Annotated in this window: 29 protein-coding genes and 1 tRNA gene; 18 read left to right on the top strand and 12 right to left on the bottom strand. The window is 45.9% G+C overall.

Features of this window, described 5'->3' with window-relative positions; translation table 11 throughout:
* The first annotated feature begins 336 nt into the window (after window positions 1–336).
* The 7 genes from DESPODRAFT_RS05080 to DESPODRAFT_RS19295 all read left to right on the top strand — a co-directional run bounded on the left by DESPODRAFT_RS05080 (window position 337) and on the right by DESPODRAFT_RS19295 (window position 4247).
* Window positions 337–1599, top strand: a complete 1263-nt coding sequence (locus tag DESPODRAFT_RS05080) for a DNA cytosine methyltransferase (protein WP_004071834.1) — start codon at window positions 337–339, stop codon at window positions 1597–1599.
* A complete protein-coding gene (locus DESPODRAFT_RS05085; protein WP_004071835.1) occupies window positions 1551–1976 on the top strand; it encodes a very short patch repair endonuclease in 426 nt (141 codons plus the stop codon). Before DESPODRAFT_RS05080 ends, DESPODRAFT_RS05085 begins: the two co-directional genes overlap by 49 nt.
* Window positions 1973–2359, top strand: a complete 387-nt coding sequence (locus DESPODRAFT_RS20530; protein WP_040015852.1) for a KpnI family restriction enzyme N-terminal domain-containing protein — start codon at window positions 1973–1975, stop codon at window positions 2357–2359. Before DESPODRAFT_RS05085 ends, DESPODRAFT_RS20530 begins: the two co-directional genes overlap by 4 nt.
* Window position 2360: 1 nt before the next feature.
* Window positions 2361–2624 (top strand): HNH endonuclease, encoded by a 264-nt coding sequence (locus DESPODRAFT_RS21685; protein ID WP_216594038.1) that lies wholly within the window; start codon window positions 2361–2363, stop codon window positions 2622–2624.
* Between the two features lie 855 nt (window positions 2625–3479).
* Window positions 3480–3767: a type II toxin-antitoxin system RelE/ParE family toxin gene (locus DESPODRAFT_RS05095; protein WP_004071837.1), complete on the top strand. Its 288-nt coding sequence runs from the start codon at window positions 3480–3482 to the stop codon at window positions 3765–3767.
* 8 nt (window positions 3768–3775) lie between these two features.
* On the top strand, window positions 3776–4084 hold the full coding sequence (locus DESPODRAFT_RS05100) for a HigA family addiction module antitoxin (protein ID WP_004071838.1): 309 nt from the start codon (window positions 3776–3778) through the stop codon (window positions 4082–4084).
* Complete coding sequence (locus DESPODRAFT_RS19295; protein WP_083843545.1) at window positions 4074–4247, top strand: type II toxin-antitoxin system RelE family toxin; 174 nt, start codon at window positions 4074–4076, stop codon at window positions 4245–4247. The genes DESPODRAFT_RS05100 and DESPODRAFT_RS19295 overlap by 11 nt, the downstream gene beginning before the upstream one ends.
* Window positions 4248–4423: 176 nt before the next feature.
* Here DESPODRAFT_RS19295 and DESPODRAFT_RS05105 read toward each other — a convergent pair whose 3' ends face one another.
* The 3 genes from DESPODRAFT_RS05105 to DESPODRAFT_RS05115 all read right to left on the bottom strand — a co-directional run bounded on the left by DESPODRAFT_RS05105 (window position 4424) and on the right by DESPODRAFT_RS05115 (window position 7068).
* A complete protein-coding gene (locus tag DESPODRAFT_RS05105) occupies window positions 4424–4624 on the bottom strand; it encodes a cold-shock protein (protein ID WP_004071839.1) in 201 nt (66 codons plus the stop codon).
* A gap of 107 nt (window positions 4625–4731) precedes the next feature.
* The gene (locus DESPODRAFT_RS05110) at window positions 4732–6000 is read right to left on the bottom strand and encodes a DEAD/DEAH box helicase (protein ID WP_004071840.1); all 1269 of its coding nucleotides are present in this window, start codon (window positions 5998–6000) and stop codon (window positions 4732–4734) included.
* Between the two features lie 525 nt (window positions 6001–6525).
* Window positions 6526–7068 carry an RluA family pseudouridine synthase gene (locus DESPODRAFT_RS05115; RefSeq protein ID WP_004071843.1) on the bottom strand — a complete coding sequence of 181 codons (543 nt, stop codon included), beginning with the start codon at window positions 7066–7068 and terminating at the stop codon, window positions 6526–6528.
* Window positions 7069–7199: 131 nt separating this feature from the next.
* On the opposite strand from DESPODRAFT_RS05115, the gene DESPODRAFT_RS21575 reads away from it, so the two are divergent.
* The 3 genes from DESPODRAFT_RS21575 (at window position 7200) to DESPODRAFT_RS05125 (ending at window position 10275) form a co-directional block, all read left to right on the top strand.
* Entirely contained in the window at window positions 7200–7373 is a 174-nt protein-coding gene (locus DESPODRAFT_RS21575) for an ATP-binding protein (RefSeq protein ID WP_371905007.1), read from the top strand.
* A 163-nt stretch (window positions 7374–7536) separates the two neighbouring features.
* Window positions 7537–9057: an alkaline phosphatase gene (locus DESPODRAFT_RS05120; RefSeq protein WP_004071844.1), complete on the top strand. Its 1521-nt coding sequence runs from the start codon at window positions 7537–7539 to the stop codon at window positions 9055–9057.
* Window positions 9058–9129: 72 nt separating this feature from the next.
* Window positions 9130–10275, top strand: coding sequence for a YibE/F family protein (locus tag DESPODRAFT_RS05125; protein WP_040015853.1), 1146 nt, complete (start codon window positions 9130–9132; stop codon window positions 10273–10275).
* Window positions 10276–10355: 80 nt separating this feature from the next.
* On the opposite strand, the gene DESPODRAFT_RS05130 is transcribed toward DESPODRAFT_RS05125, so the two are convergent.
* The 3 genes from DESPODRAFT_RS05130 to DESPODRAFT_RS05140 form a co-directional block, all read right to left on the bottom strand.
* A complete protein-coding gene (locus DESPODRAFT_RS05130; RefSeq protein ID WP_004071846.1) occupies window positions 10356–11699 on the bottom strand; it encodes a M48 family metalloprotease in 1344 nt (447 codons plus the stop codon).
* Window positions 11700–11894: 195 nt separating this feature from the next.
* The gene (gene gspF, locus DESPODRAFT_RS05135; protein WP_004071847.1) at window positions 11895–13142 is read right to left on the bottom strand and encodes a type II secretion system inner membrane protein GspF; all 1248 of its coding nucleotides are present in this window, start codon (window positions 13140–13142) and stop codon (window positions 11895–11897) included.
* A 37-nt stretch (window positions 13143–13179) separates the two neighbouring features.
* Entirely contained in the window at window positions 13180–14970 is a 1791-nt protein-coding gene (locus DESPODRAFT_RS05140; protein ID WP_004071860.1) for an ARMT1-like domain-containing protein, read from the bottom strand.
* Between the two features lie 350 nt (window positions 14971–15320).
* Between DESPODRAFT_RS05140 and DESPODRAFT_RS05145 the strand changes: the two genes are divergently transcribed.
* Together DESPODRAFT_RS05145 and DESPODRAFT_RS05150 are read left to right on the top strand one after the other, a co-directional pair.
* Window positions 15321–16301: an ABC transporter ATP-binding protein gene (locus DESPODRAFT_RS05145; protein ID WP_004071862.1), complete on the top strand. Its 981-nt coding sequence runs from the start codon at window positions 15321–15323 to the stop codon at window positions 16299–16301.
* Window positions 16298–17035, top strand: coding sequence for an ABC transporter permease (locus DESPODRAFT_RS05150; protein ID WP_004071864.1), 738 nt, complete (start codon window positions 16298–16300; stop codon window positions 17033–17035). Before DESPODRAFT_RS05145 ends, DESPODRAFT_RS05150 begins: the two co-directional genes overlap by 4 nt.
* A gap of 190 nt (window positions 17036–17225) precedes the next feature.
* Here the strand turns inward: DESPODRAFT_RS05150 and DESPODRAFT_RS05155 are convergent, their stop codons facing one another.
* The 3 genes from DESPODRAFT_RS05155 to DESPODRAFT_RS05165 are packed head-to-tail and all read right to left on the bottom strand — an operon-like array spanning window position 17226 to window position 19294.
* The gene (locus DESPODRAFT_RS05155; RefSeq protein ID WP_004071867.1) at window positions 17226–17738 is read right to left on the bottom strand and encodes a metallophosphoesterase family protein; all 513 of its coding nucleotides are present in this window, start codon (window positions 17736–17738) and stop codon (window positions 17226–17228) included.
* A 4-nt stretch (window positions 17739–17742) separates the two neighbouring features.
* Window positions 17743–18999 carry a M48 family metallopeptidase gene (locus DESPODRAFT_RS05160; RefSeq protein WP_004071869.1) on the bottom strand — a complete coding sequence of 419 codons (1257 nt, stop codon included), beginning with the start codon at window positions 18997–18999 and terminating at the stop codon, window positions 17743–17745.
* A gap of 4 nt (window positions 19000–19003) precedes the next feature.
* Window positions 19004–19294 (bottom strand): integration host factor subunit alpha, encoded by a 291-nt coding sequence (locus DESPODRAFT_RS05165; RefSeq protein ID WP_004071870.1) that lies wholly within the window; start codon window positions 19292–19294, stop codon window positions 19004–19006.
* Between the two features lie 164 nt (window positions 19295–19458).
* Between DESPODRAFT_RS05165 and purB the strand changes: the two genes are divergently transcribed.
* The 3 genes from purB to DESPODRAFT_RS05180 are packed head-to-tail and all read left to right on the top strand — an operon-like array spanning window position 19459 to window position 21697.
* Window positions 19459–20850 (top strand): adenylosuccinate lyase, encoded by a 1392-nt coding sequence (gene purB, locus DESPODRAFT_RS05170; protein ID WP_004071871.1) that lies wholly within the window; start codon window positions 19459–19461, stop codon window positions 20848–20850.
* Window positions 20840–21403 carry an AmmeMemoRadiSam system protein A gene (gene amrA, locus DESPODRAFT_RS05175; RefSeq protein WP_004071872.1) on the top strand — a complete coding sequence of 188 codons (564 nt, stop codon included), beginning with the start codon at window positions 20840–20842 and terminating at the stop codon, window positions 21401–21403. The genes purB and amrA overlap by 11 nt, the downstream gene beginning before the upstream one ends.
* Window positions 21404–21430: 27 nt before the next feature.
* On the top strand, window positions 21431–21697 hold the full coding sequence (locus tag DESPODRAFT_RS05180; protein WP_004071873.1) for a YerC/YecD family TrpR-related protein: 267 nt from the start codon (window positions 21431–21433) through the stop codon (window positions 21695–21697).
* Here the strand turns inward: DESPODRAFT_RS05180 and DESPODRAFT_RS05185 are convergent.
* Window positions 21672–22298 carry an NUDIX domain-containing protein gene (locus DESPODRAFT_RS05185; protein WP_004071874.1) on the bottom strand — a complete coding sequence of 209 codons (627 nt, stop codon included), beginning with the start codon at window positions 22296–22298 and terminating at the stop codon, window positions 21672–21674. The two genes, DESPODRAFT_RS05180 and DESPODRAFT_RS05185, sit on opposite strands and share 26 nt — an antisense overlap.
* Before the next feature lie 140 nt (window positions 22299–22438).
* Between DESPODRAFT_RS05185 and DESPODRAFT_RS21425 the strand changes: the two genes are divergently transcribed.
* The gene (locus tag DESPODRAFT_RS21425; RefSeq protein ID WP_004071875.1) at window positions 22439–22561 is read left to right on the top strand and encodes a hypothetical protein; all 123 of its coding nucleotides are present in this window, start codon (window positions 22439–22441) and stop codon (window positions 22559–22561) included.
* A gap of 12 nt (window positions 22562–22573) precedes the next feature.
* On the opposite strand, the gene DESPODRAFT_RS05190 is transcribed toward DESPODRAFT_RS21425, so the two are convergent.
* Window positions 22574–22648: transfer RNA gene (locus DESPODRAFT_RS05190), tRNA-Gly, on the bottom strand.
* Between the two features lie 104 nt (window positions 22649–22752).
* Here DESPODRAFT_RS05190 and DESPODRAFT_RS05195 point away from each other — a divergent pair.
* Together DESPODRAFT_RS05195 and DESPODRAFT_RS05200 are read left to right on the top strand one after the other, a co-directional pair.
* The gene (locus tag DESPODRAFT_RS05195) at window positions 22753–23745 is read left to right on the top strand and encodes an NAD-dependent epimerase/dehydratase family protein (RefSeq protein ID WP_004071877.1); all 993 of its coding nucleotides are present in this window, start codon (window positions 22753–22755) and stop codon (window positions 23743–23745) included.
* 5 nt (window positions 23746–23750) lie between these two features.
* On the top strand, window positions 23751–25022 hold the full coding sequence (locus DESPODRAFT_RS05200) for a YhjD/YihY/BrkB family envelope integrity protein (RefSeq protein WP_245532016.1): 1272 nt from the start codon (window positions 23751–23753) through the stop codon (window positions 25020–25022).
* Window positions 25023–25029: 7 nt separating this feature from the next.
* Here the strand turns inward: DESPODRAFT_RS05200 and DESPODRAFT_RS05205 are convergent, their stop codons facing one another.
* Window positions 25030–25899, bottom strand: coding sequence for an HDOD domain-containing protein (locus DESPODRAFT_RS05205; RefSeq protein WP_004071882.1), 870 nt, complete (start codon window positions 25897–25899; stop codon window positions 25030–25032).
* Window positions 25900–25901: the final 2 nt, after the last annotated feature.

Below are 25901 nucleotides of genomic sequence, written 5' to 3' on the forward strand. Positions count from 1 at the left end.
AATCCTTGGATCAACAACAAGGGATACCGTGGACAGGGCAATCGCCATCACACAGGTCAACATTTTGATTATATTGAAATCATTTAAATGGAAACCTTTGCGAATCATCTCCAATAGTGGTAAAAGTCCTTCCATTGATATTCTATAAAATTGTAGCGGGTTGGATATTCGTACTTTTTGAATGTTACCCCGTTAGATAACTGAGAATGAAAGATAAACAGAAACCGCAGAGTAACTTGTTCGGCCACCAATGCATCTGCCGATATGAAAATCGCGCCAATAGTGCTATATGATAACAAAATATTTCGAAAATTTAATCGGTAAGGCACACAAACTATGTATCATTCTGAAACCACATTGAATATTGACAAATCGCTAATCGTTAAAGAAGATGAAGCAACTTATCACTCTCGCTGTTCGGGAGCGCTGATTAAGAGCCCAAGTCGGTACCGTCTCATAGACTTGTTTTCAGGTGCCGGTGGCATGTCTTTAGGGTTCTCAGAAGCCTTTGGACAACCATTTCAGTCGGTTTGGGCAAACGACTTCAACCAATATTGTGTCGAAACATACAACGAAAATTTTGCCAAACATTGTATTGCAGGTGACATTGTTGAGATATTGGGACAAGGTAAAATACAAATACCAAAAGCCGATGTTGTTATAGGGGGGCCGCCTTGTCAAGGTTTTAGCCTCTTAAACAAAAATCGTGAAAATGACCCACGTAAAGAGATGTGGCGACCATATTTAGAGGTGGTCGAGAAATCCGGCGCTTCAATTTTTGTCATGGAAAACGTTCCTCAACTGCTTGGCACTTTCGAGCATGGAGAAATAGTTGGAGCTGCCGAATCCCTAGGGTTCAAGGTTTGGCAGGATAAATTGATTGCAGCAGATTATGGTGTTCCGCAAACTCGTATTCGTGCATTTATTATAGGATGTAGGTTCGCGGACCCATCAATTTTGTTTCCACCTCGAAAAACACATTTCAATCCGAACGGCAACGGGAAACAGTTAATGCTACCATTCAATCGAGAGGATTACCTATCAAAACCTGCGCCTTGGAAAACCGTGAGAGACGCCATTGGCGATTTGCCAAAACCCGAAGGAACTGAAATTAGAAATATTCAGCCCCCATTAGATCTACATTTTGGGAGGAATCCAACAGAGCTAAGTCGAAAACGATATAGAGCAATCCCTAAAGAAGGAATGAATCGTTTCGATTTGCAAAGGATTGCGCCGGAGTTGACACCTAAATGTTGGATTAGAAAGAAATCAGGTGGTACTGATTTGTTTGGTCGTCTCTGGTGGGACAGACCTTCTGTTACAATACGAACTGAATTTTATAAACCGGAAAAAGGTCGCTATTTACATCCTGATCAGCATCGTCCGATAACTCATAGGGAGGCCGCACGGTTTCAAAGTTTTCCTGACAGCTTCAAATTTTTAGGATCAAAAATTGAAATCGCAAAACAAATAGGTAATGCCGTTCCCCCACTTCTTGCCGCAAGGGTTGCAGATGTAGTTCGGCTATTGCTTGATAAAAGATATGAACAATGGACGTCTTCACACGAGAAAAACGAAGCCAAATTATGTCGCGTGTGAGCGGCAAAAATACAAAACCTGAATTAATTGTACGCTCTTTGCTTCATAATATGGGATATAGATTTAGGCTTCATAGAAATGAGTTACCTGGAAAACCCGATATCATATTGCCCAAATATAAAAAGATCATTTTCGTTCATGGTTGTTTTTGGCATGGACATATTGATTGCCCAAGGGCTAAACGCCCTACAACCAACAAAAAATTTTGGAACGAGAAGCTGAATAAGAATATCGAGAGAGATAAAGTTACCCTTAATAATCTTAAACAGTTAGGTTGGGATGTTTTAACCGTCTGGACCTGTGAAGTAAAAAGCATTGAGAAATTAAGAAATAAACTATTTTCGTTTATAGAAGGACATAGAGAAAATTTCATATGAACTCTGAAGAAATCAGAAAACAGTTACACGCATTATTAACCAACTTTGAACAGGAATTAAAATCCGACAGTTTACGAAATAAAGTCCTTTTACTTGTCCCTTGTTTTCAGCATTTACGAGAATTAGGAAAGTCACTAATCCCCGCCACTATTGCAAGAAGCGCCCGAGATAGAATCCTTCATTATTTTAAAAAGTATCCTGCTTTCATAATTAGCGGGGATGAACTTCTTGTTGTTTCAGGTATCCAGGAATATGCCCGAAGGGTTCGAGAACTGAAAGTACAGTTCGGATGGTCGATAGTAAGCGGCTTGACCGCCAAACAAATGGCGGACGGAATACGGTTGGCCGGTCGTCACTCAGAATACCGGCCGTCCCGATCTTGAAGTGGGAGTTTACCTGCTGGAGGCGGATCGACAAAGCCCGGAGCATGACCGCCACATTCCTGACCCTGTTAAAAGAGAGGTTCTACGGAGGGATGATTATAAATGCACGGTCTGTAAATGGTCGCACGACGAATGGAATAGATCAGATCCTCGACATTTAGAGCTACATCACAAAAAACATCATGCAAAGGGTGGTGACAACACGGAAACCAACCTTATTACCGTATGCACGGTGTGTCATGATGAAATACACCGGAATAAATAGAAGCAAACTGCAAAGCCGAACATGTAGCTTCAGCAGACAGCCAGGGCCGTGGCATTTTTGATAGGACGAAGTAGATCGAAGTTAATCATATTTCACAAATTCAGAGGTGGCCCTCGCTGCTGCTGAGCATTGCGTTAGGTTTCAGGAGATCCAAATGAGCAAGTTGTACATGGCAATGGCCGTAGTAGTTTTTTATCTGATTGCGCAAGCAATCAATATTCTGTCAGGTATGCCTCTGGGATTTCCGCCTATGAGAAAGTAAGTCAAGAAAAAACACTTCACCCTTTGCATAAAAATGCATTTTTTTTGCTTACGGTCTCCAGGTTGCCTATTCACAATGTGTTCCTGTATTTGTTCATTAACGGCTCTTGCTTTATCATCTCTTTACAACAATAAGGTTCTCAGAATAAATCCGGTTAAATCCGGTGACATCTTACTTAATTATTGAGTCTAATCTTTTATAACAAGTCAAGCTGGAACAGCAACGTACGGGTCCAGCCGTGGCTAACGCTGCATGCTCTCATCTTCATCAATTTTTTAAAACAGAACCGCAAGATTTAAACACCGAGAATTAAATTTTTGCGAGGCACAAGGAACATAAATAGCAAACAGACCACGGTTTTTATCAATTGTTTGTCCTCGGTCTGCCGGCTTGGAAATCCTGGACCGATCACTGCACACCGATCAATCAAACTATCGTTTGTTTGATTTGCACACAGCGCCGGTCAGCACCGCGATTATAACCATCTCGTAAAATATAGAATAATCTAAATGCCACCATGTTGATCTATTCAATAATTTCATATCTTAATCTTAACGATTGACGTTATTAACGAATTGCGTTAGTATATTTTTATGATCAAAACTTTCCGGGATAAAGAAACTGAAAAGATTTTCAATAGACTTCTTTCCATTTCCAGAAAATTACCCCAAAATATTCAGCATCTCGCACGCAGGAAATTGGTTGTTTTGGATGCAGCTACGGAATTAAATGCTCTACGCGTTCCACCTGGTAACAGATTGGAAGCATTAAAAGGTAACCGGAAAGGACAACATAGCATCCGCATCAATGATCAGTGGCGAATTTGTTTCAAATGGAAAGCCGGTGATGCATATGATGTTGAAATTGCAGATTACCATTAGGGGGCAAAATGAAAAATAAAAAACTTCCTCCCATTCATCCTGGTGAAATCCTTATTGAGGAGTTCCTTAAACCAATGGGCCTCAGTCAATATCGACTTGCCAAAGACATAAGCGTACCGCCAAGAAGGATTAACGAAATTGTTCATGGAAAACGTTCGATTTCAGCTGATACAGCATTGCGTTTAGGTCGATTTTTTGGAATAGCGCCGCAATTTTGGTTAAATCTCCAAACCCGATTTGATCTTGAAGTAACTGAGGATTTGCTGGCAGATCGTCTTGAAAAAGAGGTACAAGTTTTCAGCTCAAATGCAGCTTAAACCTAAAAAACTTACTATACAGGAACGATACCGATATAAAGTTGGCAAATATAGAATTCTTTATTCTATACAGGACCAAGAGTTAACAATATGGGTTGTAAAAATCAGTCATAGAAAAGGATTCGGGATTCAGGGGATAGGATTCAGGGGAGATCTTACTTAAAACTCGAATTCGGAGTATATGATCCCAACAACAAAAGTGCTGACAGGTAAACTGCAGGTTTTTCGAGAGGACGGCGAGGGGCGAGGAAGGGGTCACATCTTGATTAGTGATTAACACGACCTAATGACTAATCAAGATGTGACCCCATTTTTTACTCAAACCGGGTATGCCGGTTCTTACTTCTGGACAACATTCTCTGCTGCAGGCCCTTTAGGACCCTCAACAACATCAAAGGTTACCCGTGCACCTTCTGCTAAGGATTTGAATCCCTGGGATTGAATTGCGGTATGGTGAACAAATAAATCTTTGCCGCCATCTTGTTCGATAAAACCAAAACCTTTTGCATCGTTAAACCATTTTACTGTTCCTTCAGCCATCTTGTATTACTCCTTTGTAATCAGTCCCTTTAATGGAACCACTTTATTATATTGTCGACGCATCCTTTGATGCGTCGACGGGTAGTCTGGGTATCCAGACAAATCTGTTATGGACGAGCTGTCCTGCTTCTGTTGGTTGCCAAGGAAAAAACACTGCTGTGCTGGTTTTTACCTCGCCCACCTGAAGACGGTTTCTTTCCTCTCGGCGTTGGTCGTGAAAAGTGTTCCTTTTTTTGTTCAACCACAGTCTCGTTAGGGTCCCAGGGAAAACCTGGGGTTACTTGTCGACGCATCTTTTTTCCCAGACAGTGCTCTATGCGTGAAATGATTTTGATGTCTTCCTGACCGGCAAAAATAAATGCCTGACCCGCTCGTTCGGCCCGTCCGGTACGTCCTGTACGGTGGGTATAAGTTTCGGGTGTATCCGGGACATCATAGTTGATGACATGGGAAATCCCCTTCACATCAATTCCCCGGGCAGCAATATCGGTGGCCACCAGGATCTTGAATTCACCGGTTTTAAAACCGTTCAATGCCTCCTGCCGTTTGAGCTGGGAAAGATTGCCTTGAATTGACGCTGCTTTATACCCCGCTTTTTGTAATACCAGGGCCAGACTTTTTGCCTTGTGTTTGGTTCGGGTAAAAACCAGCGTACTCTTCATTTCCTCTTCTTTAATAATGGTCTTAAGCAAAGAGGTCTTCTGTTCTTTTGCAACTTGAAACAGGACATGCGAAATTGCGAGAACCGGCTGTGTATGATTAATTTGTACAGTTACCGGATTTATCAATATATTTTCCGCCAAGTGACGAATTTCTTCAGGCATGGTGGCAGAAAAAACCAGGGATTGACGTTTCGTGGGTAGCTGCTTGATAATCCTGCGGATATCAGGTAGAAATCCTTTGTCAAACATATGGTCTGCCTCATCAAGAACCAGCATTTCAACAGCTTGCAAAGAAAAAGACCGATCATTAAGAAGGTCCAGCAATCGACCCGGGCAGGCAACAATAATTTCCACGCCACTTCGGATTGCTTTAATCTGGGGGGGCTTGCCCACACCACCATAAATCGAAATACTTTGCAACCCGGTTTTTTGTCCCAGCTTGCTGATATCTGCATGAATCTGTTCTGCCAATTCCCTTGTGGGTGCTACGATCAACGCCCGCACTTTTTTTCGAGGACCATTCAGCAGTCGCTGAAGAAGGGGCAGTACAAAAGCTGCCGTCTTTCCAGTCCCGGTCTGGGCCAGACCAAGGATATCTCTACCTTCGAGTATTGGAGGAATAGCCTCTTTCTGAATAGGGGTGGGAAGTGTATAGCCACAGGCAGCGATGCCGGCATCTATCGTAGGGTCAAACTTAAAATTTTTAAAACTCATTAATACTCCTATGTATTCCGTAATGATCTTTCTGGTTGTTTTCCTGATTGAAAGATCTGCGTATTCATTAGAATCCGTTTATTATTCTTTTATTTAGTTTTATGGGAAATGATCGAATTGATTATACTCATGGTGCCAAAAGCAATCGGTAGATCACCGCACGAGTTAATAGCTGTCAAGACATGATAAGGGTTTAGACTATAAAATGTCATTATCGTTTCTCCTGTTTATTGAATCAGCAGAAACTTCGGCGGTAACAAACTATGTTAACGAGAAAACCCTGAAGGAAAATTTGATTCTATCTAAATATGGAAAACATATTATACATGACCGTGTAGAAATTGCAATAGCATAATAGGGTTGAATTGTATTTGATGGGGCTATGCTTTGTCCTCTTCAAACAGTCGTTCAACTTCCGGGGGCAGATCCGGCAGCTCCAGGGTGACGGTTCTGCCTTTATCCTGGAACTTGAGGAAATAGGCGTGCAGGCCCATGGCGTCGAACTGCTTTTGGGTTTTTAAGAATTCAAGGGCTTTGGGGGGAGCCGTACCGGGGATCGCCCACGACCGGATGCCCTGCCAGTTTGGCGTGGCGCCGGATCTGGTGCTTGCGGCCGGTGAACAATTCAATGTCCAAAAGGGTATAATGGAGGGAGTGGTCCAGAACCCTAAAGCAGGTCAGGGCCTCGACCCGCTTTCCCCGGCCCCGGGGATCGGTTCTGCCGCCGGCGGATTTGGTCAGGGGGATATCCCAGGTGCCCCGGGCCTGGTCCGGATGCTCAAACTGGCCGTGGACCAGGGCTTTATAGCGTTTTGTCACCTTTCCTTCTGTAAAAAGAGCCGAGAGGCCGGCCAGGGTGTCCCGGGCCGTGGCCACTAAGAGAAGTCCAGAGGTCTCCTTATCCAGGCGGTGTACGGGCTGGAGTATTTCCGTGCTGCCGGGGCCCAGTTGTTTTTGAAGTCCTGATATCAAATCCCTGCCAGGATCGTTATGGACACTGATGCCCCCGGGCTTTTCCAGGCAGATCCAGCCTTGTCCCTGTTCCATGATTTTGATTTTTTCTTCCATGGCTGTCCATCCTATCCCATTTCGGGCCGGGGGTCAAAAGGCAATGACGGGCAGGCAACTGCGGAATTTTATAAAATCTGCCATAAAATAATCAGACCGCGCTTTTACAGAAAACACAGTACCCATCTTTTTTGCTGTTTTTTACCACCAAACCGGTAAGGATGGGAACAGGGTTTGGGTTCGGTGTTTCATATTTCATCATCACCGAAAATCATAACGGAGAAATGACAGTCGAATCCAGTCCGGGAGCAGGTGCTAAATTCATTATAAATTTGCCTATATACGGAGGTGGCCTTCAAGATTAACTTTATTCTAATCTTATTCTAATCCTCCTCTATAAATGAAGATATAAAAGTCTGCTTAATATGCTTTGTCGCTAAGTATTGCCGGGCGACTGATGCAGGTATGATTCCTGTGTATACCCAATTTAAGTTTTATCAATGCATGATGTAGATTATGGAGGAAACAATGAAAAAGATCGGTTTAGTCGTGGTGTTCGTCACCACAATGTTTACACTGGCTGCGACTGCGGCGTTCGCGTCCAACCCCAAGTATGTCTTTTTTTTCCTTGGCGACGGCATGGCCAACGCCCAGATTCAGACTACTGAAGCCTACCTTACCACCGCCAACGGTGATTCCGCCACCCTGGCCACAGACCTGCAGAAATCTGAAAACCGTCTGAACATGACCCAGATGCCTGTTCACGGCATGCAGATGACCTATGATGCCTATGCGTTAATGACCGACTCTGCTTCTTCGGCAACCGCGTTTTCCTGCGGTATAAAAACCAAGAGCGGTGTTATCAATATGAACCCGGAGGGCACCGTCTCTTACAAAAGTGTTGCCCAGCTTGCCCATGAAAAAGGCATGAAAGTGGGGGTGATCAGCAGCGTATCCCTTGACCATGCCACCCCTGCAGCCTACTATGCCAGTGTTGCAAGCCGCAACAACTACGCTGATATTGAAATTCAGCTGGCTGAAAGTGGTTATGAGTTCTTCGGCGGTGGCGGCATGAAAAAGTACGATACCGATGAAGCTGTTCAAACGGCTATTGAAGAAAACGGTTATACCATCCTTAATGATCGTGAATCCATCATGGCGCTCAATAACGAACCCATGGACAAGGTGATCTGCATCAACCCCTGGCTTCAGGATTCATCAGCCATGCCTTATGCCATTGATCGTCCCGAGACTAATGTTTCTCTTGCGGAAATGACCCAGGTGGCCATCTCTGTTCTTCATGGCGACAATCAAGAGCAGAATAATAAGAACAGAGCCTGGAAAAAAAACAGATCCAGGCAAAATAGCCGTAACGGTTTTTTCCTCATGGTTGAAGGCGGCAAGATCGACTGGGCATGTCATGCTAATGATGCCATGGCCGCCATCGGTGATACCCTGGCCTTTGACGATGCTGTAGGTGTTGCCCTTGAGTTTTACAAAAAATATCCAAACGATACGCTTATCATTGTTACCGGAGACCATGAAACCGGCGGCATGACCATTGGTCACGCGACCACCAAATACGGCGCTCACTACGAAAAACTTCTTGGCCAGACCAACAGCTTCGTTTATTTTGACCAGGAGGTATTGCCTAAGTTTGGCTGCCGGGCTAGCCTGTCTGCCGATTCGGATATGCTGGAAAAAATTTATGAAAAGTTCGGCCTTGTTTACAGTGAGCTGAACGACTATCAAAAAGAAAAACTGGATGACGCCTATGTGCAATCCGTATGCGGAGGCAATACCAACAGCGAGGCAGAAAACACCTATCTTTATGGTGGTTATGAAGCTTTGACCGTAACTTTAACTCATATCCTCAATGAAAACGCAAGTATCGGCTGGACCTCATACTCCCACACCGGTGTACCCGTGTCTGTTTTTGCAACCGGCGCGGATGCCGAACTTTTCAACGGTTTCTATGACAATACCGATATTGCCAAAAAAATTGCCAAGGCTTTAAATATTCATGAAAGCCTGCCTGTTCTCAAGTAATCATTTGTACAGATAAATGAAAATAGAGCGGCGCCCCAAGTGGACGCCGCTTTCACTTTTGGGGGAAGGGTTATGCGTTCAAACGAAAAACATGAATGGCTGTTTTTGCTGATCATAGCAGCCATTACCATTGGACTGATGTTTACGAATCTGGTCAAAAGGCCGGCTCCGTGTGAATCCCGGCACTGCAGGGCAAAGGTTTTGTCCGTGGACAACAGCCTGGTAAAGACCAACCTGATCGTTAAAACCGAAGAGCAGCTTGTGACCGTAAAATTTTTGGGTGGTCCGGACCGCGGCCGGAAATTGGAGATCGCCAACCTGCTTAGCGGCAAGATGGAGTTTGATGAGATCTACCAGACCGGTGATGTCATTTTAGTGGAGTACAGCTACGGTAAAGACGGCAGGCCCCGCAATGGGCTAACACGAGGGCATTACCGGCTGCGCCTTGAGATTGCCCTGATCACATTGTTTGGTTGTTTGCTTTTGCTGGTGGCGGGCAAGACCGGTCTCAAAGCCATGCTTTCATTTGTTTTTGTGGCCGTGGTGCTGTGGAAACTTTATTTTCCTTTGTTGCTTTTAGGGTATCCACCCCTGTCAACCGGGGTTGGGATCGTGGCGTTGCTCACAGCGGTGATCACCCTGAGCGTGGGCGGGTTCAACCGGCGGGGGGTGGCTACCTTTGCCGGTTCCATGATGGGGGTGTTGTTTACCTGCGGCCTGGCGATCTGGTTTACTTGGGCCTTTCATCTTCATGGCGCAGTAAGGCCTTTTGCCGAGACCCTTCTCTATTCGGGGCACTATAATTTGAACCTGACCCATATTTTTATTGCCAGTGTGTTCATCGCCTCCTCCGGAGCGGTCATGGATCTGGCCATGGATATTGCGGCCAGTATGGGGGAACTGAAACACAAACATCCCGATATCGGTTTTCTGGAGCATGTGCGCTCAGGTCTGCGGGTGGGAAGGGCCGTCATCGGCACCATGACCACCACCCTGCTTCTGGCCTATACAAGCAGTCACATTGCCATGTTTCTGCTGTTCATCGACAAGGGACTGCCTGCGGCCAACCTTTTAAACGCGCCTTTTGTGGCAGCGGAAATTTTAAATATTCTGGTGGGCAGTTTTGGGCTCGTCACTGTGGCGCCTTTTACGGTTCTGGTGTCCGGCCTGCTTTTCAGGGGCAAAACGGCCGTCCCGGGAACGGCTTGTCCGGATTGATAGGGCAGGCGTTGGCTCCGGCAGGATGATTTTTTAAACTGGTTTTTTCCCGGCAGAACGGTTCCCGTGTCGTTTGTTCTCTATTCAATATAATTCCATTCTTTAAGCCGCTTATACGCATGCTGGCTGTACTTATTTGACCCATAATTAATCGCTTTGATGTAGGCCGCATATTCCCGGGCTGCCGCCTCTTTTCTGCCTGCCATGTCAAGGGCGTAGCCCTGGTAAAATGTCGTTTGGGGATTTCCCGGCAGCAGTCTGCTGGATGCAGAAAAATCATTATAGGCCTGCATGGGTTTCTTTAAAGCCAGATTGGAAAGCCCTGAAATATAATGTCCCTGGTTTTCCAAGGGAAACAGCTGCTTGGCAAGCCCGGCATGGTATGCGGCGTCCTGATTCTTTTTTTGGATCAGCAGGCACTTGGCTGTCATCACCTGGGCCGTATAATCATTGTCTTTTAATCTGAGTGCAGACATCAGCGCATTCTCGGCCTGGTCATACTGTTCCTTGGCCATGAACTTATCTGCTTCCTGGAGTTTGGAAATCATCTTTTTCAACGACCTTAAATTCGCTGTGTGATCCATATACCGCTCGCGGTACAGGCTCAGCGAGTGGGTGCCCCGGTATATTCCGCTGTCCCTCTCCCTGGCAGAGTCCAGTCGCTCCCGGCTCATGGGATGGGTGGCAAACAGCATCTGCGTTGAACTGGTTTTTGTGGTATTCATTTCGTTGAGCATTTCCATAAGGCCGGTAAACCCTTTGGAGTTGTGTCCGGATTGGGTCATGTACTGGTGCCCTAAGGCATCAGCCTCACGTTCGTTATCCCGTGAGTATTTGGAAAGGAACAGCCCCTGTCCCAGGCCCCCAAGCTTCTGGGTCCAATCACCCAGTCCCGCACCCTGGGTCTCTGCTGCCACTGAAAGACCTGCCAGAAGAATGGACGAAATCTGTCCTTTGGATTGCTGTTCGGCTGTATGCCGTGCATTGATATGCCCCAGTTCGTGCCCCAGAAGTGAGGCCAGCTCCGCCTCATTATCAAGCTCCAGTAAAATCCCCCGGGTCACGGCGATGGATCCGCCGGGGAAGGCATAGGCATTTATATAGGTGGCATTGACCACCTGAAAATTATAGGGCATGTCGGGCCGGTGTACCTGGGGGAGCATGGATTTGCCCACGCCCGAAATATACTGGTTCAGTTCTTTATCCTGGGTTACACCGTAGTCCGAAGAAAATTGAAAGGGCGAATGTTGTTTATCCAGGGATATTTCCTGATCCCGGCTCATGAGCATCAACTGTTTTTGTCCTGTGACCGGATCAGTGGTACACCCCTGGAAAAGTCCGGCTCCTGCAAGGGTTACGGCCGCTGCTGTGCAGCTGTGCAAAAAGTCGCGTCGGGTCATTCCCGTGCTTTCAATCTGTTCCATAATCCTCCTGTTATGTCGACATTATTAAATTTTGCTTAAGGTTTTACGCATCCGGGTTTTTGGATGCAACCCGGATACCTTTTCAAAGAACTATACAGGATTTAGCAAAATGAACCTGCTAAAGCAATCTTATATCCCAAACCTGAAGGATTGGGTTTTACCGCCTAAATGCCAAACTATAATTTATCGGCCACCTCATCCTATTAACTGGTTGATTTCAAATATTGGCAGACAAACCGCAAGGATGATAAATCCGATCACCACGCCCATGATAAGAATGATCAACGGCTCGATGATTGAGGTGGCTGCTGTTATCGCGGTCTGAACATTTCTTTCAAACAGTTCTGCTGATTTTTCCAGCATTTTTTCCATTTCACCGCTTTTTTCTCCCACCTTGATCATCTGGGCCGCAAGATCGGGAAAGGCTGAATTTTTTTCCAGAACAGAACCAAGACTGCCGCCTTGTTCCACTGTCTGGGCACATTTTTCGATCAGCTCGGCAATCACCCGGTTGCCGGAAATGGTTCTGGTAATGCCCAGGGCTGTTAAAAGCGGGACCCCGTTGTCAAGCAAAGACCCTAATGTCCTGGAAAACCGGGATGCAATAAGCTGTCTGGTCAGGTTGCCGGAAACCGGCAGGGATAAAATGATCCGGTCCAGGATGCGCCCTCCCTTCTCGGTTTTTCGGATGCCATACAAGCATAATAGGGCGAAAAACGGTGCAGGAATGATCAGCCACCACCACGCTTTTACCATGCCGCTGATACCAAGAAGCATCTGGGTGGGCATGGGCAGGTCATGGTTCATATCCGTAAAGATTTTTGTAATATTGGGGACAATAAAGGTCAAAAGAAACACAAGTACAAGAAAGCCAATGACCGCCATGAATACGGGATAGGCAAGAGAGGCTTGGATCTTCTTTTTTGTCTCCTCTCTTTTCTCACTGAAATCGGCCAGCCGTTCCAGCACAACCTCTAAGGTGCCGGAGGCTTCGCCTGCTTTGACCATGTTTATGTATACCGCAGAAAAGACCTGGGGGTGGGCGCCTAGCGCATCGGCAAAGCTGTTGCCCTCTTCAATGGCGTCCTTCACCCTGGACAGGACGCGCTTAAACGCCTTGGTTCTGGCCTGGGGCACCAGGGTGGCAACGGCTTTGAGCAAGGGAAATCCCGCTGTAAGAAGCGTGGCCAGCTGGCGTGTGATCATGCTGATTTCCGAAGATTTTACAGAAGAGAAAAAGGACGGCAGGATAACGTTTTTTTCCCTGGATGCCTCTTTTTTCGTTTTAATACGGCCGGCGCCTGATTCAATCCGCTGAATTGAGATGGGGAAAATGCCTTTTTGTTTCAAATCATCCTGGGCGGTATCAGGATTTTCAGCATCTATAATGCCTGATTTTTTTCTGCCGGAGGCAGTCAGCCCGTTATATTCGAAAACAGCCATATAAAATACTATCCTTTATATCCCGGCCAGGCGTTGATCATACATGGTGCCCGCCCTGCCGTCGATCCGACATCCGTCTCTCCGGTATTGCCGCCAGTCGTTGATCATACATGGAGCCCACGCCATATTCATCCCTGCGCATGAATTTTTCCACAGCAGGGCCTATCAGCTGCATTTCCGGGTTTTCTCTTTGGACCTCCTGGGCAATGTGCATTTCCTTGGTGCAGCCGGTGGAGTAGGTGGCATCCTTTCCGATCCATTCGGGCGGTACCTTCTGTTCCATGAGTTCAAAACTTTGGGCAATGTCCTCGGAGGTCTGGAAACGCCAGATATCAATGTATCCGCTTCGTTGAACAATTTCCCACATATACATCAGATCATCGGCATCCATTCCCGGTTCATAATATAATGAGGGGTTAATAATAAACAGGTTGGCGGACTGATTTTGTAAATGTTCAATAAAACGGCTCATTATCTTTATTGCCACATCAATTTTGCCGGGGATGGAACCGATGATGCCCGAGTAGAACATGACGGTCATGTTTTTATTTTTGGCCTGCTTCATTTTAGAAATAATTTTATCGGCTTTTTCTTCAAGATCCGTGTGGCTGAAATTGATACAATCCGGATGTCTGGGTTTAAAGACAATGTCCAGTCTGTTGTCTGCTGCGCATATATTGATTACATCCCTGGTAAACCTGAAATGGGTTTTGATCATTCGATTTTTTTGTTTCGGCCCTCTTGTTACCACGCAGTCCACCTCCTTGAAAACCCGTGAAAAGGTCGTAGAGACCAACAGAAGATTCAGTGCTTCCTGGGTACCGTCGGATATGACATACAGATGTTCATCCTGTTTCAGACGCTGGACCAGTTTGTTTTTGCTGATGGTTTTGTCGTGGATGAAATGGGCCCGCTCCAGAGCCCTGGCAAGGACCGGGTCTGTGCGGGTATCGTGCAGGCAGACCTTTTTAAAAAACGGTTCTTCCTTGACCACAAGGATCACCACATGGCCAATGTTTGCAAGGAATTGGGCAATGGCAATGTCGGCCACCACATCCCCGGATTCGTCGGTCAACCACAGAAATTTTGATTTTGGCCTATTTATCAGTTCAAGAAGATGTTTCATGCCGTTGCCGGTAATTTTGGCATTCAACAGCATTTTTATGGCCGAAGTCGAGGGTATCCAGAAATTGTCATCCTTCCATAGGGCCGAGGCCGTCAAAAGGGAGAGCCGCCGTGTGAACTCTATCTCAATAATTTTTACCTTAATCTGTTCAAGGGTCAACCCCTTCATGGTATCAATGGCACCGTCAACTTCGTTTAAGGCTTTTTTGAAGGACTCCGAGGCCATGAATTTTTGTGCCCTGGCGTTTTCCCTTTTTTTTTGGCTTGCATAGGGGTCTTCGATATGGGTACGGTTTAAGAAAATTTTATACAGGCGTTTTTCAAGCCGGGAGGGTATGAGCAAGCGGCTTTGAATTTCGTTATCATATTTTATTTGTATCAGGCTGGATAAGAATGCACGGTCATATTCTGAATCAATGAACTCTTTGATAATGGCAAAAATTTTGTCAAGCACCTCGCGGTAGCGGTTGGACAGAAACCTTGGCCTTTTCCGGGACATAATTGCAGTAAACATGGCATCGGAACAGGGATAGAACCGTTCATTATTTTCCGGGTACACCATGAATTCCACCTGCTCCCGGGATCCGACTGTTGTGGGATAGGCAAATGGATCAATATGATTTTCAAGAAAAAACGCCGTAAACCATGCTTTTTGGTCCGGCTCCGTATTGTCGGGGTTAGGTTCAGCTTCATAGGATGCCATTTTTTCTCCTTGGCTTTTACAAAGACAGATCAATGAACAATACACTCCATCGTTGCACCGTTGGGGTAAAGAATCCAGCACTCACAAGGCCTTTCTTGGCCGCTTTGATCCTTGGGTCAGCGAAAGGGATATTATCATGCCCGATTCGGTTTTTCAAACCAAGTATCAGCTGTCAAATAGACACGAATGTCCCGGCAGGCTTTCCCGAAGGGCTTGACCAGGATTGGGCACCGGGGTATGGTTGAATCTACTTAAAATTAAAAAACTTATTGCGATGCTTGGGACACTTGTTTACAAAACGGCTTGGATTAAATTGAAACTTACATATATCAAAGGGGGGGGGCAAGAGATTGGATTTAAACATCGCCATCAAAGTTCAGGGACTTGCCAAAAGCTTTGGCGACGTTCAGGCTGTGGCTGCGGTCGATTTTGAGGTGGCTTCCGGGGAGCTGTTCGGATTTCTGGGGCCAAACGGCGCGGGAAAGACCACGACCATTAACATGCTTACAGGACTGGCCCGCCCTGATACCGGAAGCATTTACATCGGCGGCATTGACTGCACCAAGACGCCGCGAGGCGCTCAACATTTAATTGGCGTGGTTCCCGATGAAAGCAATCTGTATCCGGAGTTATCTGGTTTTGACAATCTTAATTTTTGTGCGGCCTTATATGGCATGGGCAAAACCGAACGCCAAGCAAGGGCAAAAGAACTGCTGGAGGATTTTGGCCTTGCCATGGCTGCTGGACGCAAGTTTGGCGGCTATTCCAGAGGGATGAAAAGACGGCTGACCATTGCTGCCGGCATTATTCATAGGCCGAAAATTCTATTTCTGGACGAACCCACCACTGGTATTGATGTGAACAGTGCCAGGCAGTTGCGTCGACTCATCTTCGATTTACACCGGAACGGGACGACCATCTTTCTGACCACCCATTATATCGAGGAGGCAGAGCGGTTATGTGACCGAATTGCTTTCATTATGTCGGGCCGGGTTGTTCGGGTTGACACGGTTTCCAATCTCATTCAGCCTGTCCTGGAAAAACATGTGGTGCAAATCACCTGCGTAAACGCTTCCAACGATTTGCAGGATCAACTGGCGGCAGAATTCCCCAAGATGAGTTTCAGCAGCCGGCAACCGGGGGTAATCCAGGTGGAATCCGATCTATCCGTCAGCGTCGGACCGCTGATTCGCTTTCTTGAAGATCACGGGGCCGAGGTGATGGAAGCGAAGAGAATCAGGCCAAGCCTTGAGGACATATTTATCAGGATCACTGGAATCGATACGGATGTCATGCGCAAAGAGAAAGAAAAATTTGGAGGAAAACAATGAAACGCTGGATCGCTTTTTGGAACATATTGATCAAGGATTTCCGCACCTACTATCTGAAACCGCCCAATATCAGCTGGGGGCTTATGTTTCCCCTGGCCTGGACCGGCATGTTTTTCATCAAATCCGGTAAGGGGTTGGAGAGTGTTTCGTCGATACTGCCGGGTGTAATCGCCTTGTCCATTCTGTTTGGCACGACATCTCTGCTCTCGGTGACAGTGACATTTGAGAAGAAAAACCGCTCCTTTGAACGGCTGCTGCTGGCCCCCATCCCTCTTGAATTATTGATGCTGGCCAAGACCAGCGGTGCAATTGTGTTTGGGGTGGGCAACGCTTTTGTCCCTGTACTCATGGCGACATTCATAGTCAACCTGGACCATATAAACTGGTTAGTGTTTGTCCCCGCGGTTGTGCTGATTTCAATGGTTTCGACCTTTTTAGGGCTGTTCATAGCAGTGGCGGTCAGTGAGGTGTTCGAGGCGCAGACCTTTTCTAACTTTTTTCGCTTTCCCATGATTTTTTTATGCGGGTTGTTTTTTCCGATCAGTGCGCTGCCGGTTTTTTTAAAACCATTTGCCTACATACTCCCCCTGACCTATGGCGCGGACATGCTTCATGGGGCCATCCACAAAGGGAATATTATGTCCTTTCCCATTGATCTGGCCATCCTTACTGCGTTTTGCGTTGTTTTGTTCATGGTGAGCCTGCACAATATCAGGCGGCGCTGGATTGCCTGATTGCCCGGACAGGTAGGTAATCAGAACTTTGGATGACATGATACAAATAGGTAATACCGGAGCCGAAAGTGCTTGAAAAATAGAGAGGCCGACTTTGTGGGAAAAATTAGTTAGATTTCATCGGTAAAAAGGCATTCTTGATAAACCGCCTCCAAACCTGTTCCTGGTATGGGGCGGATAGAGAAAAAAGCTAAAAATTGAGTGATGCCAGCTTTTCGCCGGATAGCGTCATCAGGCTTACACTGTTGCTGTCAATGACGGCGAAGGTGGGCATACCGTTTCTGGGAACGGCAATGGAGCCTGGATTCAGATGGATGTAATTTTGAGTTTTTTCAAGCTGGGGCAGGTGGGTGTGTCCCTGAATAATGATATCCGTGCCTTGGGGAATCATCAGGGTATCCTTATGTCCGTGATGCATGAAAATGGTTTTATCAAAGGCCTTAAAGCTCAGTTCATGGGAAAATCCTTTGAAGAATCCTTCCACGTCACAATTGCCGTAAATACAAAAAAGTTTAAAATCCAGATCGGCAATCGTTGACCGGATCTGATCCGGGGCAAAATCAGGGTCATTATAGTTGCCATACCTTGTATCAAACAAGTCCCCTGCAATGGCAACGGCATCACCACGGCCGGCTAAGGCTTTGATCGTCAGCCAGGCAGATAAATAGCCGTGAAGATCCGAAAATACTAAAAGTCGTTCCATGGTATCATGCCGCGCCTTCAATCTTTTCCATGGCTGCAATGCGCTGCGCCAGTGGCGGATGTGAATAATTTAAAAATACATAAAAGGGGTGCGGGGTAAGGTTGGCAAGATTATCGGCGCTGAGTTTTTTTAAAGCCGTTATCAAGTCCCCGGCTTTTTTTGTTGTCAAGGCGGCAAAGCGGTCTGCTGCGTACTCATCCTTTCTTGAGAAGAACTGCATGATAATGGAGATGACCAGGTCAACCGGGGAAAAAAGAATACTGAAAAAAACAAGACCCGTATATATGGACGGCGTATCCACATAAAATGCCGTGAAAAGGCTTTTCTGGGTGATGAATAAAGACAGAAGGTAAAAAATAACCCCCATCTGAAGGATGCCGAAAATCAGGCGACGCTGGATGTGTTTTTTTTTAAAATGTCCCATTTCATGGGCAAGTACGGTTAGAAGTTCATCCGGGGTGTGGGCGTTGATCAGGGTGTCAAACAGCACAATGCGTTTGTTTTTTCCAAAGCCTGTAAAAAATGCATTGGACTTGGTGCTGCGTTTGGAACCGTCCATGACAAAGATCTGGGTCAATGGAAAATCAATGCTTTTGGCATAGGCAAAAAGTTTGTTCTTTAATTCACCGTCTTCAAGGGGGGTAAATTTATTGAACAAGGGCATGATCCATGTGGGAACAATGTATTGAACCGCCAGGATAAAAGTTGTGGTCACACCCCAGCAGATTATCCAGGCCCATGGACCCGAGCTTTCGAAAAACCAGAATATGGCCGACAGCAAAGGGATGCCCAGGACCATAGATAAGATCATGGATTTTATCAGATCCAGAACAAAAAGCTTTGGTGTGGTTTTATTAAAACCGAAATTTTCTTCAATGACAAATGTGGAATAGATGGAGAAGGGCAGGGATATAATGAATTTGCATCCTGCAAGAATACCGATGAATAAAAGTCCGCAGCCAATGGAAGACCATCCGGTTTCCCGGACAAAATTGTCCAGGACGCCGAATCCGCCTATAAACCAGAAGGCTAAAAGAATACCAAGATCAACGGTCGACGTGATCGTACCCAATCGGGTAGTGGCCCTAAGGTACTGCTGGGACCGTTCATACCGTTTGGGGTCATAAACATCTGAAAATTTTTCAGGCAGATGCGTTGTAAGTCTGCCGATATTCAGACGATCAGCCACAAAATTCATTGTGAAATCAACAATGAGTGTAACAAGAATAATGTTGGTGATCGTCTGGTCAGATAAAAACATCGTTCTATTGGGCGTCTGAATTAATCAAATCCCGAAGTTTTCCGGAACATTTAAATGTGACAACCCGTCTGGCCGGAAGGGTCATCTCCTCATCCGTTGCAGGGTTGCGCCCCTTTCTTGCTTTTTTTTCATTTACACAGAATTTGCCGAAACCTGAAATCATAATATCCTCACCACCTGAAATGGTCTCTTTTATGATTTCAAGAAATTCTTCCATGATATCATAGGCAACGGTTCTTGACAGGTTCAGTTCGTTTTGTATCTTTTCTGCAATAATAGTTTTGGTCAGTGCCATAATAACTATTTACTCCTGCTCCACATAAAGGTTGCTTCTTGAAAGATTAATAAAAACAGGTTGGTAAAATACTTTAAATTCTTCAGGATTGTCAAGATAAGGATGATTTGTTATTGTATTTTATTGCAAAATCAACATAATTATTTATTCATCATGGAGAGGAAATGAAACAGGTTTTATCCATCACGCCCATAGACGGACGTTATGCCCGTCTTACCGGTGTTCTTTCAAATATTTTCAGTGAATCCGGGCTGATTCATCATAGGATTCACGTTGAACTTAAATGGCTGAAATTTTTGATAACGGATTTAAAGGTCCACGAGGTTGTACACGGTGACAAATCCTTGGATTTATCAGGGCTGGATGTTTTGATAAATGATTTTAATGAGGATTATGCGCTCAGGGTCAAGGAGATCGAGTCCTGGACCAACCACGATGTTAAGGCCGTGGAATATTTTATTAAGGAAAAACTGGATGCGGCAGGGCTCTCCCCAATACGGGAATGGGTACATTTTGCATGCACTTCCGAAGATATCAATAATACGGCATACGGATTGATGCTTAAAAAAGGCAAGGACATGGTGGTGGACCTGCTTAAAACCTTGGTGGCAGAGATTGAGAAAAAAGCCCTGGTTTATAAAAGCATTCCAATGATGTCCCGCACCCACGGGCAACCTGCTACCCCCACCACCCCGGGAAAAGAGTTTATCAATTTTGCCTGGCGCTTGAACCAGGAAATAGAGGTGCTGGAAAGCACTGTAATCCAGGCAAAAATAAACGGAGCTACGGGCAATTATAACGCCCATCTGTTTGCGTTTCCCGAAATTGACTGGATGGCCGCGTCTGAACGGTTTATTCGGGATTATTTAGCTCTTGAGCCCATTTTATTCACGACCCAGATAAATCCAAATACGGCCCTGTCCAGGGTGCTTCATGCCATGGTCCGGATTGCGGCGGTGATGATTGATTTTGACCGTGACATGTGGGGGTATATCAGTTTCGGATATTTCAAACAGCGGGTGAATGAGGGGGAAACCGGATCATCCACAATGCCTCATAAAGTCAATCCCATTGATTTTGAGAACAGTGAGGGCAATATGGGTCTTGCGATTTCCATGATGGAGCATCTGGCGGTTAAACTACAGAAATCCAGGTTCCAAAGGGATTTGAGCGACAGCACCGTGCTACGCAGCCTTGGCACAGTGTTCGGGTATTTTACCATTGGGATAAAAAATGCCATAAAGGGCCTGTCAAAAGTGGATTTAAATCAGGAGGTGCTTGACAAGGATCTTAATGACAACCCGGAACTTCTGGCTGAACCATTTCAAACCGTTATGCGGGTATATGGCGAGGATAATCCATATGAACGGCTCAAAGAGTTGACCCGGGGCAGGAAAATTCAGAAAGCGGATTTGGTCCGGTTTGTGGATGGACTTGAAAAGGTGCCGCCCGAAGTTAAAGAACGCATGAGGGCGCTTTCTCCCCAGACATACCTGGGACTGGCCGAATCCCTGGTGGATCTGTATTTCAAAGACAAATCAAAAAATGATAAGTGAACAACAAGGGCAGATGCTGCTGAAGATGGCACGCATCAGCATTGCCGAAAAACTTGGCCTTTCTGTGGATAAAAGTCAAATTGATTTAAATCAATCCTTTCTGGAGATAAAACAGGGTCTGTTTGTGACCCTGCATAAAAACGGAGCTTTAAGAGGATGTATTGGTGTAATAGAAGCGGTTGAGCCCCTGAAAACAGGGGTTGCGGAAACCGCAAGGCTGGCTGCTTTCAAAGATTCGCGTTTTGCACCTCTTGCCAGAGATGAGTTTGATCAGGTGGATCTGGAGATCAGTCTTTTGTCTCCGCCTGAAAAATTTGAATACAGTAAGGCAAAAGAGTTAATCCAAAGACTTGTGCCGTTCAAGGATGGCGTTATTATTAAAAAAGGAAGCAGCCAGGCGACTTTTCTTCCCCAGGTCTGGGAACAATTGCCTGACACGGCTTCCTTTTTATCCCAGCTATGCACCAAAGCCGGGCTTGATGCCGATGAATGGACCAAAGGCAGCCTGACCGTCCATACTTACAGGGTTCATTTGTTTTGTGAAAAAAAATGATGCCACACAGGGTTCAAAAAAAAATTTATGCGTATAGATCAGGAATTACTGGAAGTCATTTTATCCATCAAAAACAAGGATGAATTGGACTCTTTTTTTGAAGAACTTTTTACACAGGCCGAGCTTTCGGACCTTTCTTTGCGCTGGAAGCTATTGAAAGATCTGCATGCGGGTATGACCCAGCGGAAAATTGCTGAAAAATACGGCATCAGCCTGTGTAAAATAACAAGGGGATCAAAGGTGCTGAAAAAAAATGGTTCTGTTGCACTTAAAGTGCTGGATTCAATGAATTGACAAGCTCCAGCGCCAGCTCGGACCACAGCTCCAGGTTCAGTTGGGAAAGCTTTTGTGTTGTATGCCAGGTAAAGCTGTGTAATTCATCTCCAGGCAGATAGCCTTCTGGGTTTTGTGTTCTGATCAGGAATACCGCCCCCATGTGAACGCTGCCTACCGGTGTGATATCTTCACTGATAATACCTATGAATTCAATGGAATCGCCGGAAACCCGCCGGGTCAGTTCCTCATCCAGTTCCCTTTGCATACCGTTTTTTAAAATGCTTTCAAAACCGTCTGCCCCCATGGCGGTGTCTTCCGGATTGATATGGCCGCCGATCCCGATGGACCAAAGGTCATGGAGCCGTTTTTCACTGCCCTGTCTGCTGTAAGCCGCGGTCATGCCGCCATCGGCTGTCTGCAAAAGAATATACGGGATGATCTGTTTTTTTAGCTTGTCCTCCTCGGCAATGCCTCGGCGGACAAAGGAAAATTTAGCTTTGGTGCATGTGTCGGCAAATGTGGCAAAATCCATTGGAAGGACGGTCCTTTGGGTTACCCAGGATGCAGGAAGTGTTTTACGGTCAATGCATAAAACCTGTTCTTTGTTTTTGTTCATCATTCTTTTCCAAGTCTGTATTAATAATGGACCGGTTGTAGCATAAATGTTTTCTAAGGCATACCTTCAGTGGATCCCATGGCCTTTTTTTTATGTGTGTGGTAAGTGAAATTTGTATTTAATGGGCGATTGAGGAGAATATAATGAGCTATATTTCTAAAAAAGATATTGCCAAGCTCGTGGGTATAGTCCTGTTTGACCTGACAGCGACACCCGCAGTCTGTAAATTTGTCCTGAAAAATGATTTAGGCGTGCGTAAAGTTTGATTTTTTTAAGGGTGGAGCGGGAAACGGGATTTGAACCCGCGACTTCGACCTTGGCAAGGTCGCACTCTACCACTGAGTTATTCCCGCTTACAGTTGAAAGGCGAACTACTTTTATAAAAAAATATGCGCCTTGTCAAGCAAATATTTAGCAACTATTCATAAAATTCGGATATACAGATGGAGACGGTCAAATGACTTTGGGAAATACACTGGTCACTGGTGGCGGCGGTTTTCTGGGTAAAGCATTGGTCAGAAAATTAGTGGATAAAGGAGAGACTGTTTTTTCGTTTTCCCGGTCCCGGTATTCGGAGCTCGATAAACTGGGCGTTTCCCAGATTCAGGGGGATCTGACAGATGCCGGTGCTGTGGCCAATGCCTTAAAAGGCATGGATACGGTGTTTCATACTGCGGCAAAACCCGGCATCTGGGGTGATTATGATGAGTATTTTCGTATTAATGTAACCGGAACCGTGCATGTCATTGACGCCTGCATGAAAAATAAGGTTGGGCAGCTGATTCACACCAGTTCGCCTTCGGTGGTATTTGATGACAAAGATATGCACGGGGCCAATGAGTTTGTCCCCTATCCGGACAAATATCTGGCACCCTATCCTGAAACCAAGGCGCTGGCGGAAAAAGAGGTGATTAAGGCAGCGGGGAAGGGGCTTTCTGTAATCATTCTTCGGCCCCATTTGATTTGGGGGCCGGAAGATAATCACCTGCTGCCGGGTATTATCAGCCGGGCATCACGGCTGAAGATTATTGGTCCGGATAATGATCTTGTGGACACCATTTATGTGGATAATGCGGCCGATGCTCACATCCTGGCCGCTGAAAAGTTGTCCCAAAACCCTGATCTGTCAGGAAACATATATTTTATCAGCCAGGATGCGCCCATATCCAAATGGACCCTTGCCAATGCTTTTCTGGCCGCCGCAGGTTTGCCGCCCATTAAAGGGCATGTGTCCGGGAGTACGGCTTATGCGGTCGGGTGGCTCTTTGAGTTGATTTACCGAACCCTTGGTATTAAAAGGGACCCGCCCATGACCCGGTTTGCTGCCAAGGAGCTTGCTACCTCCCACTGGTTCGATATCAGCCGGGCAAAAAATGACCTGGATTATGTGCCAAAGATTTCCACCCGGGAGGGTTTAAAACGCTTGGAGGCATGGTTGAGACCGGAATGAAGTCGATGACATCTTTTTCATTTTCGTTCCCGCAATTTCGAGCCAAGGCACTTCGGGTGCTTTATAAGGCGGCCAAGGGGTATCAACGGGACAGTTGTGCGTTGCGGGCATCTGCTTTGAGTCTGTACACCCTTTTCAGTATTGTGCCGGTCATGGCCATGGCCTTTGGTGTTGCCAAAGGCTTCGGGTTTCAACACTTCCTTGAGGCAGAGGTGATTTCTTTGTTTCAAGGACGTGAAGAGATTGTCCAAAGTATCCTGGTTTTCACAAACAATTTGCTGGAGAAAACCCAGGGCGGGCTCATGGCCGTGCTTGGTGTTCTACTTCTTTTATACTCCCTGATTAAACTGATGTTTCATATCGAAGGTACATTCAACCGTATCTGGTGGGTCAGGGACGGCAGGCCTTTGATCAGAAAACTCACTGATTATCTGAGCATTGCCCTGGCAGCATGGCTTTTGGGTATTTTCTCCGGATCCGTAAACTTGTTTATGATTCCCCACCTGGAGTCTTTCTGGGCCTATCTTGGCGTTCCCATTGATATTAAAGGCATTATTTCCTTTTTTCTCAGTGTGGTGCCCTATGTGGTCACCTGTTCGCTGTTCATGTTTTTTTATGTGATTATGCCCCATAAAAAGGTAAATTTCAGAGCAGCAGCAGCAGGCGCTGTGTTTGCAGGCACCCTGTTTCAAATTATCCAGACCGCCTTTTTAAAGTTTCAGGTTTTTGTTACGACCTACAATGCCATCTATGGCAGTTTTGCCGCGTTGCCCATGTTTTTGATCTGGCTGCAGATTTCCTGGGGAGTACTGCTTTACGGGGCAGAAATCGCTTTTGAGTGGGAAAATATCGAAAATGCAAGAACCCCGGACCTGAGTTTGAATGCCATGAGCATTCGGGCCAGAAAACTTGCCATGCTTGAGATTGTCAAAGGATGTGTGCTGCGCTTTGCAGAAAAAAAGCCCCCTGCTACGGATACCCGCATTGCAAGTGAACTGAACCTGCCCTTAACCATTGTACATTATCTTCTGAGGGTTCTAATAGATGCAGGTGTACTGTATTCAGTTAATCTTGAAGGCAATACAGCCGGATACACCCCGGCCATGGATATTGAGTGTATGAGTATCATGGATGTGCTTTGTGCCGTAGAGCATCAGGGGGATCCAAAGGCGTATACGGCAAGTACTCTGTTGGCACAGTCCTTAGAGGAGAGCCTGGAGAGGTTTGACAAAGCAGCTCGGGCATGTACGGGGGAGCGGTTGATTAAAGATATTTAAAAACAGATCAGTTAACGGCTGTGGTGATTTTGAAAAATTCCTTGATCTGCGGTTCTTGGGTCTTTAGCAGCTCTATGATCTTCATCATTGCAGATTCATTAATGCCGATTTTTTGGGGCGCATTTTTGATGGTAACAGGAACCGGATTGCCGGAATGTCCCAGTTGGGCTTTTTGTGTAAGATAATCTGCAAGATTGATGATCAGTGCATGATGCCGATATTTAACCGGCGCCGATTCCGGGGCATGATGAAACCTGCAGGGCAGAATAATGGATGCAGGAAAATTCCACCGTGTCATCAAAAGGGCGGATAATGCTGCATGGTCCAGCTTGAACAGACTGTTTTCGCTGAAATAAAGGGGACGCCTGTTTTCGAGTGCGTACTGCCGGACTTCATTATATTCTTTTTTAAAATAGATCGAAAAAATGACCTTGCCCATATCATGGAGCAGGGCCGGGATAAAGATTTTTCCGGCAATGCCCGGATTGGTCTGCTTTGCTATCTGCTTTGAGGCCGTGGCCACGCCGATGCCGTGCATCCACAATGCTTTCATGTCAAGGCTGAGGCCTGAAATTTCCGATACGCTGGATAAGATTCCCATGCCTAGGGCAATACCGATGATTTCATCAAACCCGATAACGGAAATGGCCCGTTTAAGGGTATCGACTTTATTTTTCTGTGCATAATACATGGAATTTGCAAGCTTGAGCAGCTTATTGGTCATGCCTAGGTCATATGAAATGAGTGCAGCTAAGGCTTCAGTGGTGGTTTTTTCGTCAGAAGCGGCCCGGATCAGGTTATGTATAACAGCCGGGAGTGCGGGTAAATCGCTTTCCCTTTTTTGAACCATTTCAAGAATGCGTTCTTTTATTTTCATTA

The organism is Desulfobacter postgatei 2ac9 (assembly GCF_000233695.2).
Taxonomy (GTDB): Bacteria; Desulfobacterota; Desulfobacteria; order Desulfobacterales; family Desulfobacteraceae; genus Desulfobacter; species Desulfobacter postgatei.